The 15,362-nt window shown below is 65.5% G+C and carries 15 protein-coding genes; 7 read left to right on the top strand and 8 right to left on the bottom strand.

All coding sequences use genetic code 11. The features are described 5' to 3' along the window. Positions 1-6: 6 nt before the first annotated feature. The 5 genes from ABQJ48_RS11130 to ABQJ48_RS11110 all read right to left on the bottom strand — a co-directional run bounded on the left by ABQJ48_RS11130 (position 7) and on the right by ABQJ48_RS11110 (position 3,584). Positions 7-789 carry a metal ABC transporter permease gene (locus ABQJ48_RS11130; RefSeq protein WP_367838014.1) on the bottom strand — a complete coding sequence of 261 codons (783 nt, stop codon included), beginning with the start codon at positions 787-789 and terminating at the stop codon, positions 7-9. Next, entirely contained in the window at positions 782-1,777 is a 996-nt protein-coding gene (locus ABQJ48_RS11125; protein ID WP_367838013.1) for an ABC transporter ATP-binding protein, read from the bottom strand. The genes ABQJ48_RS11130 and ABQJ48_RS11125 overlap by 8 nt, the downstream gene beginning before the upstream one ends. Next, positions 1,774-2,766 (bottom strand): metal ABC transporter solute-binding protein, encoded by a 993-nt coding sequence (locus ABQJ48_RS11120; RefSeq protein WP_367838012.1) that lies wholly within the window; start codon positions 2,764-2,766, stop codon positions 1,774-1,776. Before ABQJ48_RS11120 ends, ABQJ48_RS11125 begins: the two co-directional genes overlap by 4 nt. A gap of 100 nt (positions 2,767-2,866) precedes the next feature. After that, a complete protein-coding gene (locus tag ABQJ48_RS11115) occupies positions 2,867-3,346 on the bottom strand; it encodes a Fur family transcriptional regulator (RefSeq protein ID WP_367838010.1) in 480 nt (159 codons plus the stop codon). Positions 3,347-3,437: 91 nt separating this feature from the next. Beyond that, complete coding sequence (locus ABQJ48_RS11110) at positions 3,438-3,584, bottom strand: hypothetical protein (protein ID WP_367838008.1); 147 nt, start codon at positions 3,582-3,584, stop codon at positions 3,438-3,440. A 90-nt stretch (positions 3,585-3,674) separates the two neighbouring features. Between ABQJ48_RS11110 and ABQJ48_RS11105 the strand changes: the two genes are divergently transcribed. The 6 genes from ABQJ48_RS11105 (at position 3,675) to ABQJ48_RS11080 (ending at position 9,742) form a co-directional block, all read left to right on the top strand. After that, positions 3,675-4,457: an L-iditol 2-dehydrogenase gene (locus ABQJ48_RS11105; protein WP_367838006.1), complete on the top strand. Its 783-nt coding sequence runs from the start codon at positions 3,675-3,677 to the stop codon at positions 4,455-4,457. 84 nt (positions 4,458-4,541) lie between these two features. Next, complete coding sequence (locus tag ABQJ48_RS11100; RefSeq protein ID WP_367838004.1) at positions 4,542-5,864, top strand: ABC transporter substrate-binding protein; 1,323 nt, start codon at positions 4,542-4,544, stop codon at positions 5,862-5,864. Between the two features lie 195 nt (positions 5,865-6,059). Next, positions 6,060-6,995, top strand: a complete 936-nt coding sequence (locus tag ABQJ48_RS11095; protein WP_367838002.1) for a carbohydrate ABC transporter permease — start codon at positions 6,060-6,062, stop codon at positions 6,993-6,995. Positions 6,996-7,033: 38 nt separating this feature from the next. Then, positions 7,034-7,867: a carbohydrate ABC transporter permease gene (locus ABQJ48_RS11090; protein ID WP_367838273.1), complete on the top strand. Its 834-nt coding sequence runs from the start codon at positions 7,034-7,036 to the stop codon at positions 7,865-7,867. Next, positions 7,864-8,553, top strand: a complete 690-nt coding sequence (locus tag ABQJ48_RS11085; protein ID WP_367838000.1) for an HAD family hydrolase — start codon at positions 7,864-7,866, stop codon at positions 8,551-8,553. Before ABQJ48_RS11090 ends, ABQJ48_RS11085 begins: the two co-directional genes overlap by 4 nt. Positions 8,554-8,632: 79 nt before the next feature. Then, a complete protein-coding gene (locus ABQJ48_RS11080; RefSeq protein ID WP_367837998.1) occupies positions 8,633-9,742 on the top strand; it encodes an ABC transporter ATP-binding protein in 1,110 nt (369 codons plus the stop codon). 122 nt (positions 9,743-9,864) lie between these two features. Here ABQJ48_RS11080 and ABQJ48_RS11075 read toward each other — a convergent pair whose 3' ends face one another. The 3 genes from ABQJ48_RS11075 to dalD all read right to left on the bottom strand — a co-directional run bounded on the left by ABQJ48_RS11075 (position 9,865) and on the right by dalD (position 13,907). After that, entirely contained in the window at positions 9,865-10,812 is a 948-nt protein-coding gene (locus ABQJ48_RS11075) for a sugar-binding transcriptional regulator (RefSeq protein WP_367837996.1), read from the bottom strand. Between the two features lie 82 nt (positions 10,813-10,894). Beyond that, positions 10,895-12,376 carry a xylulokinase gene (xylB, locus tag ABQJ48_RS11070; RefSeq protein ID WP_367837994.1) on the bottom strand — a complete coding sequence of 494 codons (1,482 nt, stop codon included), beginning with the start codon at positions 12,374-12,376 and terminating at the stop codon, positions 10,895-10,897. Positions 12,377-12,494: 118 nt separating this feature from the next. After that, positions 12,495-13,907, bottom strand: coding sequence for a D-arabinitol 4-dehydrogenase (gene dalD, locus ABQJ48_RS11065; protein ID WP_367837992.1), 1,413 nt, complete (start codon positions 13,905-13,907; stop codon positions 12,495-12,497). A 436-nt stretch (positions 13,908-14,343) separates the two neighbouring features. Between dalD and ABQJ48_RS11060 the strand changes: the two genes are divergently transcribed. Further along, the gene (locus ABQJ48_RS11060) at positions 14,344-15,324 is read left to right on the top strand and encodes an AraC family transcriptional regulator (protein ID WP_367837991.1); all 981 of its coding nucleotides are present in this window, start codon (positions 14,344-14,346) and stop codon (positions 15,322-15,324) included. Positions 15,325-15,362 lie beyond the last annotated feature (38 nt).

Raw genomic sequence — 15,362 nt, 5'->3', positions numbered from 1 at the left:
GCTCGCTCAACGCCGCTTCATCAGGCTGCCGCCATACACCAAAGCCGACAGCACGGTGATCCAGAAGCTCGTCGGCCAATCGGTATAGAACGCCAGCGTCAAACCGAGCCATGCCTGCGCCAGCGCGAATACCGCGGCGAGCACGAGGCCGGCGGACAGGCGCGTCGTCAGGTTTTGCGCCGCGGCGGCCGGCCCGACCATCAGCGTGAACACCAGGAGTACGCCGACGATCTGCGTGCACGCCGCGACGGCAAGCGCGGCGATCGTCAAAAAGAGCATCGACACCAGACGCAGCGACACGCCCTTGGCTTCGGCCAGTTCCGGCTGCAGTGATGCGAATAGCAGCGGCCTCATGATCGCCGCCAGCGCGCCCAGACTGACCACGCCCAACGCAGCGAGCACGCCGAGGGTCGCCGCGTTCACGCCGAGCACGTTGCCGAACAGCAGCGCGGTGACCTGCGTCGCGTACGCGGTGAAGAAGTGCAGAAACAGCAAGCCGAAGCCAAGCGACAGCGACAGCACCACGCCGATCGCCACGTCGCGGCCGGCAAGGCGCTCGCCCAACGCCCCCATGCCGACGCCCGCGGCGAGCGTAAAGCCGATCATCCCCCAGATGGGCGAGATGCCGATCAGCACCGCGCCGGTCGCGCCGGTGAAGCCGACGTGCGAGAGCGCGTGGCCGGCGAAGGTCTGTCCGCGCATCACCAGAAAATAGCCCACCACGCCGGACAGCACTGCGACGATCCCCGAGGCCGCGAATGCGTTCACCATGAAATCGTATTCAAGCATCGTGCGTGTGTCCGTCGCGTGAGTCGTGCTGGTACGTGTGACCGTGCGCGTCGCCGTGGTCGTGCGAATGCCCGTGTGAATGCGAGTGCGTGTGACCGTGGCCGCCACGCTCGTCGTGTTCATGCTCGTGATCGTGCTTCTCGATTTCGACGCCGCCCGACATCACGAAGATGCGGCCGTTCACGCGCATCACGTCGATCGGCGAGCCGTAGAGGCGCGACAGAACCGGCCGCGTGATCACTTCGTCGACGGTGCCGAGCGCCGCCACGCCGCTGCCCAGATAGAGCACCCGATCGAGCGAGTTCAGCAGCGGATTCAGTTCGTGCGCGGAAAACAGGACGGCGATGCCGAGTTCCTGCTGTACGCTGCGCACCAGTTCGACCACGCTCTTCTGATGATGCGGGTCGAGGCTGATCAGCGGTTCGTCCAGCAGCAGCAGCTTCGGGCTGCCGAGCAGGCATTGCGCGAGCAGCAGCCGCTGACGTTCGCCGCCCGAGAGTTCCGACAGCGGCCGCTCCGCCAGCTTGCGCCCGCCGACCAGATCGAGCACACGCTCGACGTCCGCGCGGGTGTGCGCATCCGCATGCGGCAAACCCCAGCGATGGCCGTCGGCCGCCATCGCGACGAAATCGCGGCCGCGCACGCGGCGGCCGGCGAGCGCGCTGCGCGTTTGCGGCATATAACCGATCGACGCATTGCCGCGCTCGACCGCTCGCCCCAGCACGCGGATCGCGCCGTGGGCCGCGGGCACGAGGCCGAGCACTGCGCGCATCAGCGTGGTCTTGCCCGCGCCGTTCGGCCCGAGCACACCGATGAATTCGCCCTGATTCACCACGAAGCCGGTGTCGCGCAAGATCGTGCGGTCGCCGAGTTGAAGGCTCACGTGTTCCAGTTCAAGCACAGGCGCGCCGCGGCGCTCGCTCGTGAGTGCGCTCGCGCGTGCGCTGGGTGAAGCGCTAGCTGGCGGATTGGGGCCAGTCGAGGTCATTGCGTTGTTCCCTTGGCGCCGGCTGCGGCCTTTACGCTGTTCGCTGCGCCTGCGCCTGCGCCTGCGCGGTTCGCATCGCCCGCGGCGAGCGCCGCGCCCAGCGCGTCGAGCTCGGTCAGCATCCATGTCTGATAGCTCTTGCCGGGCGGCTGTGTTTCGGTGACGCTCACGGTCGGCACGTGCGATTGCTGCGCGAGCTTCAACATGCGCTGCGTCAGGGCTTGCGTTGCCTGGCTGTTGTAGATCAGCACGCGCACGCGCCTGTCGCGCAGATCGCGTTCGAACGCGGCGATATCGGCCGCGCTGGCTTCGGTGTCGTTCATGGTCGCGAGCTGGAAGCGCTGGTTGCGCATCGTCAGGCCCACCGCGTCCGTCATGTAGCCGAACACCGGCTCGGTCGCCGTGACCGGCAGGCCCGCGTAGCGGCCGTGCAGTTCGGCGACCTTGGCGTCAATCGGCTTCAGCGAGCCGAGGAACGTCGCGAGGTTCGCCTCGTATGCCGACTTGTGCGCCGGGTCCGCCGCGACGAGCGCGCCGCTCACCGCGCGCGCCACCTTCGGCATGGTCGCCGGGTCGTACCACAGGTGCGGATTGTCGCCGCCCTTCTTGCCGGTGAGATCGGCGGCGACGATCGTGGTGCGCTGTGCACCTTTCGACGCGGCGAGCAGCTTTGCCATCCACGGATCGTAGTCGGCGCCGTTGTAGACCACGAGGCTCGCATGCTGCAACGCGCGCGCGGTTTTCGGGCTGGCTTCGAACAGATGCGGGTCCTGCTCCGGACTGCTGAGAATGCTCGTCACGTCGACGCGATCGCCGCCCAGCTGCCGCACCACGTCGCCATAAAAATTCTCCGCGGCGACCACTTGGATTTTCGCGTCCGCCGCAAATGCACCGTGGCCGAACGCCAACACCAACGCGGCCGCGGCCACGCCCTTCGACAGTTTCAGCGCATGGCGCGCCGCGAATCCCGTCCAGCCGGTCTTTTTCATCGTTGTTTCCTGCTGCGTGAAAGTTGAATCAACTGCAAATGTTAGGGGGCTATGCCGACTCGCGGACAGCGTGGCTGCGTGCATCGGCCCGCGCGCGGCTTCATGAAGTACCGCGCGCGGGACGCGCCGCGCGGGCGCACGGCGCGCACAGGCCGCTGAGTTCGATCACCTGGCGATGCACTTCAAAGCCGTTCGCGGGCTTGCTATGTGACAACCGGTCGGCGAGGTCGTCGCCGGGAATCTCGACGGTCGCGCCGCAGCCGTCGCACATCAGGAACTGGCTGCGATGCGGCACGCCGACCTCGCAGCACGCCACGTAGGCGTTCCTGGATTCGATCCGGTGAACGAAGCCGTGCGCGAGCAGAAAGTCGAGCGCGCGGTAGATGGTGGTCGGCGGCATGCGGCCGCGCTTGGGTTCGAGCGCGTCCAGCAGCTCGTATGCGCCGACCGGCCGCTCGCTGGCGACGATCGCCGCGTACACCTGACGGCGCAACGGCGTCAGCGCGAGTCCCTGCGCGGCGGCGTGCGCATCGGCATGCGCGAGCCGCACGGCCTGGTGTTCTGCAATCGAGGTAGCCATCGAAATTGACCTCCCGCCAAAGCGGCAATCACACGACAAGGGCTTCGAAGCGAAGCACGGCCGCAATGATATAACGTATCTCGCATTTTTGTCAGCGGCCTGCGCGCAACGCGAACTGGCTATCGTCGGTTTCACGTACTAGTGTTGCCGAAAGACTCGGCGGCGCGCCCGTCGTTGCGCGCTGCACCATCGAAATCTCGTCGAGCGCCTTGACATGACCCCATCCGTATCCGATCATTCGATCACCAACCGAGCAATTGTTCGTGTGACGAGCGTTCGCTCCCTGCGAATCGAAAAGCTCGAGAAGCACAATGAACGGAGACATGCGGTGGCGGCACGACTGCAAGACAAGGTGGCCATTCTCACCGGCGCGGCCAGTGGAATCGGTGAAGCGGTGGCGCGGCGCTATCTGGACGAAGGCGCGCGCTGCGTGCTGGTCGACGTGAAGTCGGCGGACAGTTTCGGCGACGCGCTGCGTGCCGCTCACGGCGAGCGCGTACTGAGCGTGAGCGCCGACGTCACGCGCCGCGACGACATCGAGCGCATTGTGGCGAGCACGCTGGAGCGCTTCGGCCAGGTCGACATTCTCTTCAACAACGCGGCGCTCTTCGATATGCGCCCGATTCTCGACGAATCCTGGGACGTGTTCGACCGCCTGTTCGCGGTCAACGTGAAGGGTATGTTCTTTCTGATGCAGGCGGTCGCGCGCCGGATGGTCGAGCAGGGCCACGGCGGCAAGATCATCAACATGTCGTCGCAGGCCGGGCGGCGTGGCGAGGCGCTCGTGTCGCACTACTGCGCGACCAAGGCGGCCGTGCTCAGCTACACGCAGTCCGCCGCGCTGGCGCTCGCGCCGCACCGGATCAACGTGAACGGCATCGCGCCGGGCGTCGTGGACACGCCGATGTGGAACGAAGTCGACGCGCTCTTCGCCCGCTATGAGAACCGGCCGCTCGGCGAGAAGAAGCGGCTGGTCGGCGAAGCGGTGCCGCTCGGCCGCATGGGCGTGCCTGAAGATCTAACCGGCGCCGCGCTGTTTCTCGCGTCGGCCGACGCCGATTACATCACCGCGCAGACGTTGAACGTCGACGGCGGCAACTGGATGAGCTGAACCTGGTCGCGCAAGCCTGCGCGGTCCCCGTCGTTTCGTAGAACAAACGCAGCATCACATAACGTACGAGAAAGGAGACAACACATGAAACCAGCTTTTAAATCCACGCTCAAGGCCGTCAGTGCCGGGGCGCTTGCGTGCTTTGCGTTGAGCGCGTCCGCAGCGACCGTGACGATCGCCACGTTGAACAACCCGGACATGATCGAGTTGAAGAAGCTCTCGCCCGCATTCGAAAAGGCGAATCCGGACATCAAGCTGAACTGGGTGATTCTCGAGGAAAACGTGCTGCGTCAGCGCGCCACGACCGACATCACGACCGGCAGCGGCCAGTTCGACGTGATGACGATCGGCGCGTATGAAACGCCGCAATGGGGCAAGCGCGGCTGGCTCGCGCCGCTCACCGGCCTGCCCGCCAGCTACGATCTGAACGACGTCGTGAAGACGGCGCGCGACGGCCTGTCGAGCGGCGGCCAGTTGTACGCGCTGCCGTTCTACGTCGAAAGCTCGATGACCTATTACCGCAAGGATCTGTTCGACAAGGCTGGCCTGAAAATGCCCGACCAGCCGACCTATGACCAGATCGCGCAGTTCGCCGACAAGCTCACCGACAAGGCCAACGGCATTTATGGCATCTGCCTGCGTGGCAAGGCGGGCTGGGGCGAAAACATGGCGTACGCCACGACGGTGGTGAACACCTTCGGCGGCCGCTGGTTCGACGATAAGTGGCACGCCCAGCTAACATCGCCGGAATGGAAGAAGGCGGTCACGTTCTACGTCGATCTGCTGAAGAAGGACGGCCCCCCGGGAGCCAGCTCGAACGGCTTCAACGAAAACCTCACGCTGATGTCCTCGGGCAAGTGCGGGATGTGGATCGACGCGACGGTGGCCGCCGGCATGCTGTACAACAAGCAGCAGTCCCAGATCGCGGACAAGGTCGGTTTTGCCGCCGCGCCCACCCAGGTCACGCCGAAGGGTTCGCACTGGCTGTGGGCCTGGGCGCTGGCGATTCCGAAATCGTCGAAGCAGCCCGACGCGGCGAAGAAGTTCATCTCGTGGGCCACGTCGAAGGACTACATCGAACTGGTCGCGAAGGATGAAGGCTGGGCCTCGGTGCCGCCGGGAACGCGCGAGTCGACGTATGCTCGCCCCGAGTACAAGCAGGCCGCTCCGTTCGGCGACTTCGTGCTCAAGGCCATCCAGACGGCCGACCCCGAGCACCCGACCCTCAAGCCGGTGCCGTACACCGGTGTTCAGTTCGTTGGGATTCCTGAGTTTCAGTCGTTTGGCACCGTAGTCGGTCAAAGCATCTCCGGCGCGGTTGCCGGCCAGATGACGGTCGACCAGGCGCTGGCAGCCGGCAATGCCGCCGCGGATCGCGCGGTGAAGCAGGCCGGGTATCAGAAGTAGTGTGGAAGTCATGCAGCAATAGTGCAGAAGTCATGCACGAATGAAGCGGTCGATTCAGCCACTTCAATGAGGTGGCACGCGCCGGCTGACGCCCGTCAGCCGGCTCACGCAGCACAGCGGGCCGTTCAGGCCGCGCTTCGCGCGGCATACGCATTCAGGCGGACGCCCCGCGCATTACTGAACAGGTGGTCAATCATGCGTCCTTTGCGCCTACCTCTCATGCATGCCCATCCCCAGACAGAAAAAGAACGCGAAATCCGCAAAGCCAACTCGGCCCGCTGGCTGGTTTCGCCGTCGGTCGCCGTGCTGGTGCTGTGGATGGCGATTCCGCTGGCGATGACGATCTGGTTTTCGTTCTCGCACTACAACCTGCTGAACCCGGACCTGCGCGGTTTCGCCGGCTTCGACAACTACCGGTACCTCGCGAGTGACCCGTCGTTCGGCCCGTCGATCGCGAACACGCTGGAGCTGATCCTCTCGGTGCTGGTGATCACCGTGGGGGGCGGCGTCCTGATGGCGATCCTGTTCGACCGCAAGTTCTACGGTCAGGGCGTCGCGCGGCTGCTGGCGATCGCGCCGTTCTTCGTGATGCCCACGGTGAGCGCGCTCATCTGGAAGAACATGATCCTGCATCCGGTCTACGGCCTCGTCGCGCAGGGCATGCGCGCGGTGGGGCTGCAGCCGATCGACTGGTTCGCCGTCTATCCGCTCACGGCGGTCATCATGATCGTCGCGTGGCAGTGGCTGCCGTTCGCGTTCCTGATTCTGTTTACGGCGATCCAGTCGCTCGACCAGGAGCAGAAGGAGGCTGCGCGCATCGACGGCGCAGGTCCGTTCTCGATGTTCTTCTACATCACGCTGCCCCACCTGAGACGGGCGATCGCAGTGGTGGTCATGATGGAGACCATTTTCCTGCTGTCGATCTTCGCCGAAATCTATACGACCACGGGCGGCGGTCCGGGCAACGCGACCACCAACCTGTCGTACCTGATCTTTTCGCTGGGCCTGCAACAGTTCGACGTCGGTCTCGCGTCGGCGGGCGGCATTCTGGCTGTGGTGCTGGCCAACATCGTGTCGTTCTTCCTCGTGCGGATGCTGGCGAAGAACCTGAAAGGGGAGTACGAAAAATGAGTCATGTTGCCACCACTGCGGCGTCGTCCGCGACGCCCATGACCGTGCCGGCGAAGTCGCCGTTCGACGTGATCCGCCGCGGGCTGCCCGGCGTGATCGCCTGGCTCGTCGCATTGCTGCTGTTCTTTCCGATCTTCTGGATGACGATTACCGCCTTCAAGACCGAGCAGCAGGCTTACTCGTCGTCGCTCTTTTTCACGCCGTCGCTCGACAGTTTCCGCGAGGTGTTCGCGCGCAGCAATTACTTTGCGTTCGCGTGGAATTCGATTTTGATCTCGGTGGGCGTCACCCTGCTGTGCCTGATCCTCGCGGTGCCGGCCGCGTATGCGATGGCCTTCTTCCCGACGCGCCGCACGCAAAAGGTGCTGCTGTGGATGCTGTCGACCAAGATGATGCCGTCGGTCGGCGTGCTGGTGCCGATCTATCTGCTGTGGAAAAACAGCGGGCTGCTCGATACGGTGTCGGGTCTGGTGATCGTCTACACGCTGATCAATCTGCCGATCGCGGTGTGGATGTCGTTCACCTACTTCGCCGAGATTCCGCGCGATATTCTCGAAGCGGGCCGCATCGACGGCGCGGCGACGTGGCAGGAAATCGTCTATCTGCTGATGCCGATGTCGCTGCCGGGGCTCGCGTCCACCGCGCTGCTGCTCGTGATTCTGTCGTGGAACGAAGCGTTCTGGAGCATCAACCTGTCGAGCTCGAACGCCGCGCCGCTGACCGTGTTCATCGCGTCGTATTCGAGTCCTGAAGGGTTGTTCTGGGCCAAGCTGTCGGCGGCATCGCTGCTGGCGGTCGCGCCGATCCTGATCGTCGGCTGGCTGTCGCAGAAGCAACTGGTGCGCGGCCTCACGTTCGGGGCGGTCAAATGACACCAGGCAAGCTCGCGCTGATCTGCGATTGCGACGGCGTGCTGATCGACAGCGAAGCCGTGGCGGCGCGAATGCTGGTGCACGAACTCGAGGCGCGCTGGCCCGACACGGAGGTCGAGCCGGTGGTGCTGCCGCTGCTGGGCCTGCGCATCGAGAAAGTGTTGCAGGGCACGGCGAGCCAGCTCGGCAAAAGCCTGAGCGTCGCCGAGATCGACGCGATCCGCCGCGCGGTGGAAGCGGCGGCGATCGAGGCACCGGTGGTCGAAGGCATCGAGGCCGCGCTGTCCCGGGTGCCGCTCGTCAAAGGCTGCGCGAGCAATAGTTTCCGGCCCTACGTGGAGACGGTTCTCGCGCGTACGGGCCTCGTGCGGTTCTTCGGCGAGCGCCTCTATTGCGCCGACGCGGTGCCTAATCCGAAGCCCGCGCCGGATGTCTATCTGGCCGCAGCACAAGGGCTTGAACTGCCGCCGTCCGCGTGCCTCGTGGTGGAGGACAGCGTGGCGGGCGTGACGGCGGCGAGTGCGGCGGGCATGACGGTGCTTGGCTTTGTCGGCGGCACTCATGCAAGCGGCGCGCAGATCGACAAGCTGCATGCGGCCGGCGCGCGTCACGTATTCGACGACATGCGGCGTTTGCCGGACCTGGTCGCGCAATGGACGCTGAGCGCGACGGCCGCGGCGCCGTGAGCGCGCCATATCACGGCGACGAAAACTGCATGCATACGCAACACATGCGCAACACACAGGCAATACACGGAGACACATCATGGCAAGCGTAACTCTGCGCAACATCAGAAAGGCCTACGACGACAACGAAGTGATGCGCGACATCAACCTCGACATCGCCGACGGCGAATTCGTCGTGTTCGTGGGCCCGAGCGGCTGCGGCAAATCGACCTTGATGCGGATGATCGCCGGCCTCGAAGACATCAGCGGCGGCGACCTGACCATCGACGGCGCGCGCATGAACGAGGTGCCGCCCGCCAAGCGCGGCATCGCGATGGTGTTCCAGTCGTACGCGCTGTATCCGCACATGACGCTGTACGACAACATGGCGTTCGGCCTGAAGCTCGCGGGCACGAAGAAGCCGGAGATCGACGCGGCCGTGCGCAACGCCGCGAAGATCCTGCACATCGACCATCTGCTCGATCGCAAGCCCAAGCAGTTATCGGGCGGCCAGCGCCAGCGCGTGGCGATCGGCCGTGCGATCACGCGCAAGCCCAAAGTGTTCCTGTTCGACGAACCGCTGTCCAACCTGGACGCCGCGCTGCGCGTGAAGATGCGCCTCGAATTCGCGCGTCTGCATGATGAACTCAAGACCACGATGATCTACGTGACGCACGATCAGGTCGAAGCGATGACGCTGGCCGACAAGATCGTCGTGCTGTCGGCGGGCAATCTCGAACAGGTCGGCAGCCCGACGATGCTGTATCACGCGCCGGCCAACCGTTTTGTCGCGGGCTTCATCGGGTCGCCGAAAATGAACTTCATGGAAGGCGTCGTGCAGTCGGTCACGCATGACGGCGTCACGGTGCGCTACGAGACCGGCGAAACGCAACGCGTCGCGGTGGAGCCGGGCTCGGTCAAGCCGGGCGATAAGGTGACGGTCGGCATCCGGCCCGAGCATCTGCATGTGGGCACCACCGACGACGGCGTGTCGGCCCGTACCATGGCCGTCGAATCGCTCGGCGATGCGGCGTATCTGTATGCGGAGTCCAGCGTCGCGCCGGACGGTTTGATCGCGCGGATTCCGCCGCTGGAACGGCACGCGAAGGGCGACACGCAAAAGCTTGGCACCACGCCCGATCACTGCCATCTGTTTGACAGCGACGGGAAAGCATTCCAGCGGAAGATCGTGGAGGTGCTGGCCGCGTGAGGTTCGCAAAGCGGCGGGGGCGCCGCTTTGCGGTCTCGCTTTGCATTCTCGCTTCGCGTTCTTTCACGCACGACCCATGACCGCCCGTTTAGCGCGTGCGTGAAGCCGCAACACCGCTGCGCTCACGCTTCCAACGCCGCCCGCGCGCACAACTCGTCAGTCACCAGTCCCGACAGCCAGCCACCCTTGAGCACCGCGATCAGCGCTGCGCGCTTGCGCTGCCCGCCGGCGAAACCGATGGTCGGGCGGCGCGGCGGCGCATCCAGCGCGATGCTGGTCACGCGCCGGCCGGTCGGCGACTCGACGTGCGCGCCGGCGGCATCGATTGGCAGTCCTAGCATTTCCGCCACCGCGCCGTTGCGCATCAATTCCTTCACTTCCGCCGACGTAATGAAGCCGTCTTCGTGCAGAGGACACTTGGGCCCGATATCGCCGATCCCGACGAACGCGACATCGGCTTGCGCCGACAGCGATTCGACGATCCGGTACAGCCGGTGATTGCACCACTGCGCGCGTTCGGCCTCGCTATCGGCGAGCAGCGGCGCGGGCAGCAGGAAGTGCTTGCCGCCGGTCTTTTCGGATATGTGCAGCGCGACGTCGTAGCGGTTCGACGAGCCGTCCTGAGCAATCGCGCCGACCATCGACACCAGCCGATGCTGCGGACGATCGAGCTGCGCGATCTGATCGACCGCCGCCTTCAGCGTGCGGCCGCTGCTGACTGCGACCACCATTGGCTTCTCGGCGCCGAGATAGCGTTCCATCACCTGTGCGCCGGCCACCGCCAGCTTGCGGTCGACCTCCTCGGAGGTATCGCCGTCGATCGGCACGACTTCGCACAGGCTCAGGCCATAGCGTTTCGACAGTTGATCGGCAAGCGACAGACAGTCGGCCAGTTTGTGATCGACCCGCACGCGAATCAGGTTCTTCTCCACCGCGAACGCCACCAGCCGTTGCGCGACCGGGCGCGACACCTGCAGCTTCTCGGCGATTTCGTTCTGGGTGTTGCCGGCGACGTAGTAAAGCCACGCCGCGCGAGTGGCGAGATCTAGTTTTTCTGTGGACTTGGGCACGGTAACGGCTCGCTTGAAGTGCGCCGATGATAACAGCCGGTGTGCGGCTCAGAACGCCGGCCGGCCGTGGTTTGCCGCGGGCTCAGGCGAGCGGGGCTCGCGCCGCGTCGAACAGCGGCCGCACGTGACGGTACAGCGCGCGATACGCTTGCAGCCGCGTGCGCAGCTCCGCATGCCGGCGCGGGTTCGGCGTGAACTCTTTTTCGATTGGCGGCTTGGCCAGCACCGTGGCCGGATCGCCGCCCGCGGCCAGCCAGCCGAGCCGCGCCGCGCCGAGCGCCGCGCCGGTTTCGCCGCCGCCGTGCTTGCGCGTGGCGGTGTCGAGCGCATCGGCCAGCAATTGCGCCCAGTAATCGCTGCGCGCGCCGCCGCCGAGCAGCGAGAGCGCCTTCGCTTCGGTGCCGGCCGCACGCAGCGCGTCCAGGCCGTCGGTGAGCGCGAGCGTCACGCCTTCGAGCACCGCATAGCCAAGCAGCGCGCGATCGGTCGCGTGATTCATGCCGAAGAACACGCCTTGCGCATACGGGTCGTTGTGCGGGGTGCGTTCACCGGACAGATACGGCAGGAAGAGCGGCGCGGTGGTCAACGCCTGCGCCGGGAGCGCTTCGATTTCGGCGAGCAGGGTCGGCTCGTCGGTCGAGGTGAGCTTGCAGACCCAGCGCAGGCAGCTCGCCGCCGACAACACCACGCTCATCTGATGCCAGCGGTCGGGAATCGCATGACAGAACGCATGCACGGCGGATGCCGGGTTCGGCCGGAAACTGTCGCCGACCACGCACAGCACGCCCGACGTGCCGAGCGACACGAAGCCGTCGCCCGGTTGCGTCGCGCCGATGCCGATCGCGCTGGTGGCGTTGTCGCCGCCGCCGGCCGCGACGATCACGCCGTCGCGCAAACCGAATTCGCGCGCCACTGCCGGCAGCAACGTGCCGGACGGCGCACTGCCTTCGGCGAGCGCCGGCATCTGCGCGCGCGTCATGTTGCACGCGGCGAGGAGCGACTCGGACCAGTCGCGCCGGGCGACATCGAGCCACAAGGTGCCGGCCGCATCCGATGGGTCCGACACCTTGCCGCCCGTCAGTTGCAGGCGCAGGTAATCTTTCGGCAGCAGCACGCAGGCGGTCCGCGCGAAGATCTCCGGCTCATGGCGCGCGACCCACAACAGCTTGGGCGCGGTGAAACCGGGCATCGCCAGATTGCCCGCGACGCTGTGCAGGTCCGGCGCGCGCTCGCTCAGCTCCGCGCACTCCTTGTCGCTGCGCATGTCGTTCCAGAGAATCGCGGGCCGCAGCACGCGGTCCTCGGCATCCAGCAGTACCGCGCCGTGCATCTGCCCCGACAGGCCGATGCCGCGAATCCGCGCGAACTCGTCGGGGTGGCGTGCGCGCAATGCGGCGAGCGCCGCGCGCGTGCCCGTCCACCAGTCCTCGGGGTTCTGTTCGGCCCAACGCTGATGCGGACGCGAAACCGTAAAGGGTGAGCCTGCCGTGCCGATCACGCGACCATCGGAGGCGAGCAGCAGGACTTTCACTTCGGACGTGCCGAGGTCGATGCCGAGATACATGGGCGCGAAACCTTCGTCGATAGGGATGCGCTACTTTAGCCGCACGGGACGCGCGCTGCCATGCGCATTAAGCCTGGCAGCGCGCCTGCTGGCTTCGAAAGACGGCGCGGTGTGGCGCTCAAAGCGCGCCGCGTCGGGCGAGCCAGGCATCGACGCGCGCGAGCGCGCCCGCAAGCGCCGCTTCCAGCTCCGGCGTCTGCGCCATGCTGCCCCATAGCAGACGATCGGCGGCGAACGCCTGCAACGGATCGGGCGCTGCGAAGAAGCCGTGCGCCACGCGCTCGTCCATCACGCCGTCCTGATACGCGTACGGCAGCCGGCCGGCGTGCCAGCGTTCCAGAAAGCGGAAGAACAGCGCGGGCAGCACCGCCGTCGCAGCGGGCGTGGCGCCGCGTTCGAAACACTCCGCGAGCGTCGGCGCGATGAACCCCGGCAGCTTCGAAAAACCGTCGGCGGCGACGCGCTGGTTGGTGTCCTGGATATACGGATTGCCGAAGCGTTCGAGCACCACGTCGCGATACCGTTCGAGATCGAGCGGACTCGGCAACAGGCACGGGATCACGTCCTCGGTCACGTAGTCGAATGCGAACTGGCGAATGTCCGGGTCGAGCGTGCCTTCGTGGATGTAGTTCAGCCCGAGCAGCGTGCCGGCCCACGCGATGCAGCTATGCGGCGCGTTCAGAATGCGGATCTTCGCTTCCTCGTACGGCAGAACCGAGTCGACCAGTTCGGCGCCGACTTTCTCCCATGTGGGGCGGCCGGCGATGAAGCGGTCTTCGATCACCCACTGGATGAACGCTTCGCCCATCACGGGGCAGGCATCGTCGACGCCGGTTGCGGCCTTGACGCGTTCGCGCACGTCGGGCGTCGGACGCGGCGTGATGCGGTCGACCATCGAACTCGGGCACGCGGTGTGGTCGTCGAACCATTGCGCCAGCCCGGCCGCGCCGCGCCGTTCGAGAAACTCGCTCATGCCCGCGTGAAACCGCTCGCCGTTGCGGCGCAGGTTATCGCACGTCTGCAGCGTCACGGGGCCCGCGCCGCGTTGCATGCGCGCGTCGAGAATCGCCGCCAGCGCGCCGTAGATCGTGGTGTGGCCGCCTTTCAGGTCGACTGCGAGGTCGGCATTGGCGGTGTCGAGCCGGTCGTGCTCGTCGAGGTAATAGCCGCCTTCTGTCACGGTGAACGCGATGATCTTGCAGGCTGGATCGGCGCCTGCTTCGATCAGCGCATCGAGGTTTTCGGTCCACGGCAGCACGCGCTCGATCGAGCGGATCGTCTCGTAGGCGCGCTCGCCTCGAGGCGTGACCGTCTCGAGCGTGTACACGCCGTTTTGCGCGGTGAGTGCTTCGAGCACTGCGTTCATGTCGCTGCGGATATTGCCGACCGTGAGCGACCAGTGCGGCTCGCCGGCCGGCGTTGCCTCGTTCAAGCGATGCAGATACCAGGCCTGATGCGCGCGATGAAACGATCCGGCGCCGATGTGCAGGATGACGTTGGCGGCTGCGCCGCTGCTTTGCCCGCTGTTCATGTATGTCTCCCATGATCTGTCGACCGGAGTTAGCGCCTGAGCGCTTACTGACTCCCGCTCCACGACCTTTGCATCTGCCCGCACGGCGACGAGCGCGTGCGCGTCCTGAGTGGAGCATTTGCTCTATGTGTGAGCGAATGATCGTACCGGGCGACACGAAAGTCAAGGCGGCGCGCCGGGCATTTCGTGGCGCAGCGCGGCGTGGCGACGACTGGCAGATGGTCCGCTAGCGCTTGCCGCGTGAGCAGAAGCGCCTCCCCGTCCTTGTTGCATTGCGTCAAATATCCCGCCCATCGCGCCAGGATAACCCCCGATGCAAAAAAGTATTGGTCCAAGGTGTCATTTCTGGTGGTGGCCCGGGCGTTTGAAGGCTACTTTTCGGTCTACAAGACGAAGATCAGTGGCCGCATCGAAGGCCGCTCCATGGAGGCAGACAGTGCAACCCGATCTGGAACTCGTGGCCGTGCGCCGCGACGAATCGTTCAAAGTGTGGTCGCATGGCTATCCGTACCGAACGGTGCGCTGGCACTTTCATCCCGAATACGAAATCCATCTGATCGTCGCGACCACCGGCAAGATGTTCGTCGGCGATCACATCAGCAGCTTTGCGCCCGGCAACCTGGTATTGATGGGACCGAACCTGCCGCATAACTGGGTGAGTGACGTACCGGAAGGCGAGACCATCGCGCAGCGCAACCTGGTCGTGCAATTCGGGCAGGCGTTCGTGGCGAGCTGCGTCGACAGCTTTCCGGAGTGGCGCCAGGTCGAAGCGCTGCTGGCCGATTCGCGCCGCGGCGTGTCGTTCGGCGCGCACACCAGCGCGGCGATCCAGCCACTGTTCATGGAATTGCTGGCGGCGCGCGGGCTGCGCCGACTCGTACTGTTCATGTCGATGTTAGAAGTCCTCACGAATGCCGAGCACCGGCAGACGCTTGCGAGCCCCGCGTATCAGGTCGATCCGACCGGCTTCGCGTCGACCCGTATCAATCACGTGCTGTCGTATATCGGCAAGAACCTCGCGAACGAGTTGCGCGAAGCGGATCTGGCGCAACTCGCGGGCCAGAGCGTCAGCGCATTTTCGCGGTATTTCCGCCGCCATAGCGGCTTGCCGTTCGTGCAGTACGTGAACCGGATGCGCATCAATCTCGCGTGCCAGTTGCTCGCCGACGGCGAACTGAGCGTGACCGATATCTGCTTCAAGGCGGGCTTTAACAACCTGTCGAATTTCAACCGGCAGTTCCTCGCGGTGAAGGGCATGACGCCGTCGAAATTCCGCCGCTATCAGCAACTGAACGACGCGAGCCGCGACGCGTCCGAAGAAGCCGCGGCGCGTGGCACGGGCATCGAGGACGCGCCGGCCATCGTACTCGCGCCGGGGCTGCCGGGCAGCGTCGCTGCGGCTCATCCGTTCACGTAACCGGCAGGCGGCGCGCGGTCTTTCGCACCGAAAATTTT

This window comes from Paraburkholderia suaedae, from assembly GCF_040812055.1.
In the GTDB taxonomy this organism is placed as follows: Bacteria; Pseudomonadota; Gammaproteobacteria; order Burkholderiales; family Burkholderiaceae; genus Paraburkholderia.
Note: the sequence above shows the minus strand (reverse complement) of the source record. Positions and strands in the feature narration are given on the sequence as shown.

Coding starts and splice junctions, on each gene's coding strand:
- ABQJ48_RS11130 (WP_367838014.1), bottom strand. CDS start 789: ATGCTTGAATACGATTTCATGGTGAACGCATTCGCGGCCTCGGGGATC.
- ABQJ48_RS11125 (WP_367838013.1), bottom strand. CDS start 1,777: ATGACCTCGACTGGCCCCAATCCGCCAGCTAGCGCTTCACCCAGCGCA.
- ABQJ48_RS11120 (WP_367838012.1), bottom strand. CDS start 2,766: ATGAAAAAGACCGGCTGGACGGGATTCGCGGCGCGCCATGCGCTGAAA.
- ABQJ48_RS11115 (WP_367838010.1), bottom strand. CDS start 3,346: ATGGCTACCTCGATTGCAGAACACCAGGCCGTGCGGCTCGCGCATGCC.
- ABQJ48_RS11110 (WP_367838008.1), bottom strand. CDS start 3,584: ATGATCGGATACGGATGGGGTCATGTCAAGGCGCTCGACGAGATTTCG.
- ABQJ48_RS11100 (WP_367838004.1), top strand. CDS start 4,542: ATGAAACCAGCTTTTAAATCCACGCTCAAGGCCGTCAGTGCCGGGGCG.
- ABQJ48_RS11095 (WP_367838002.1), top strand. CDS start 6,060: ATGCGTCCTTTGCGCCTACCTCTCATGCATGCCCATCCCCAGACAGAA.
- ABQJ48_RS11090 (WP_367838273.1), top strand. CDS start 7,034: ATGACCGTGCCGGCGAAGTCGCCGTTCGACGTGATCCGCCGCGGGCTG.
- ABQJ48_RS11085 (WP_367838000.1), top strand. CDS start 7,864: ATGACACCAGGCAAGCTCGCGCTGATCTGCGATTGCGACGGCGTGCTG.
- ABQJ48_RS11080 (WP_367837998.1), top strand. CDS start 8,633: ATGGCAAGCGTAACTCTGCGCAACATCAGAAAGGCCTACGACGACAAC.
- xylB (WP_367837994.1), bottom strand. CDS start 12,376: ATGTATCTCGGCATCGACCTCGGCACGTCCGAAGTGAAAGTCCTGCTG.
- dalD (WP_367837992.1), bottom strand. CDS start 13,907: ATGAACAGCGGGCAAAGCAGCGGCGCAGCCGCCAACGTCATCCTGCAC.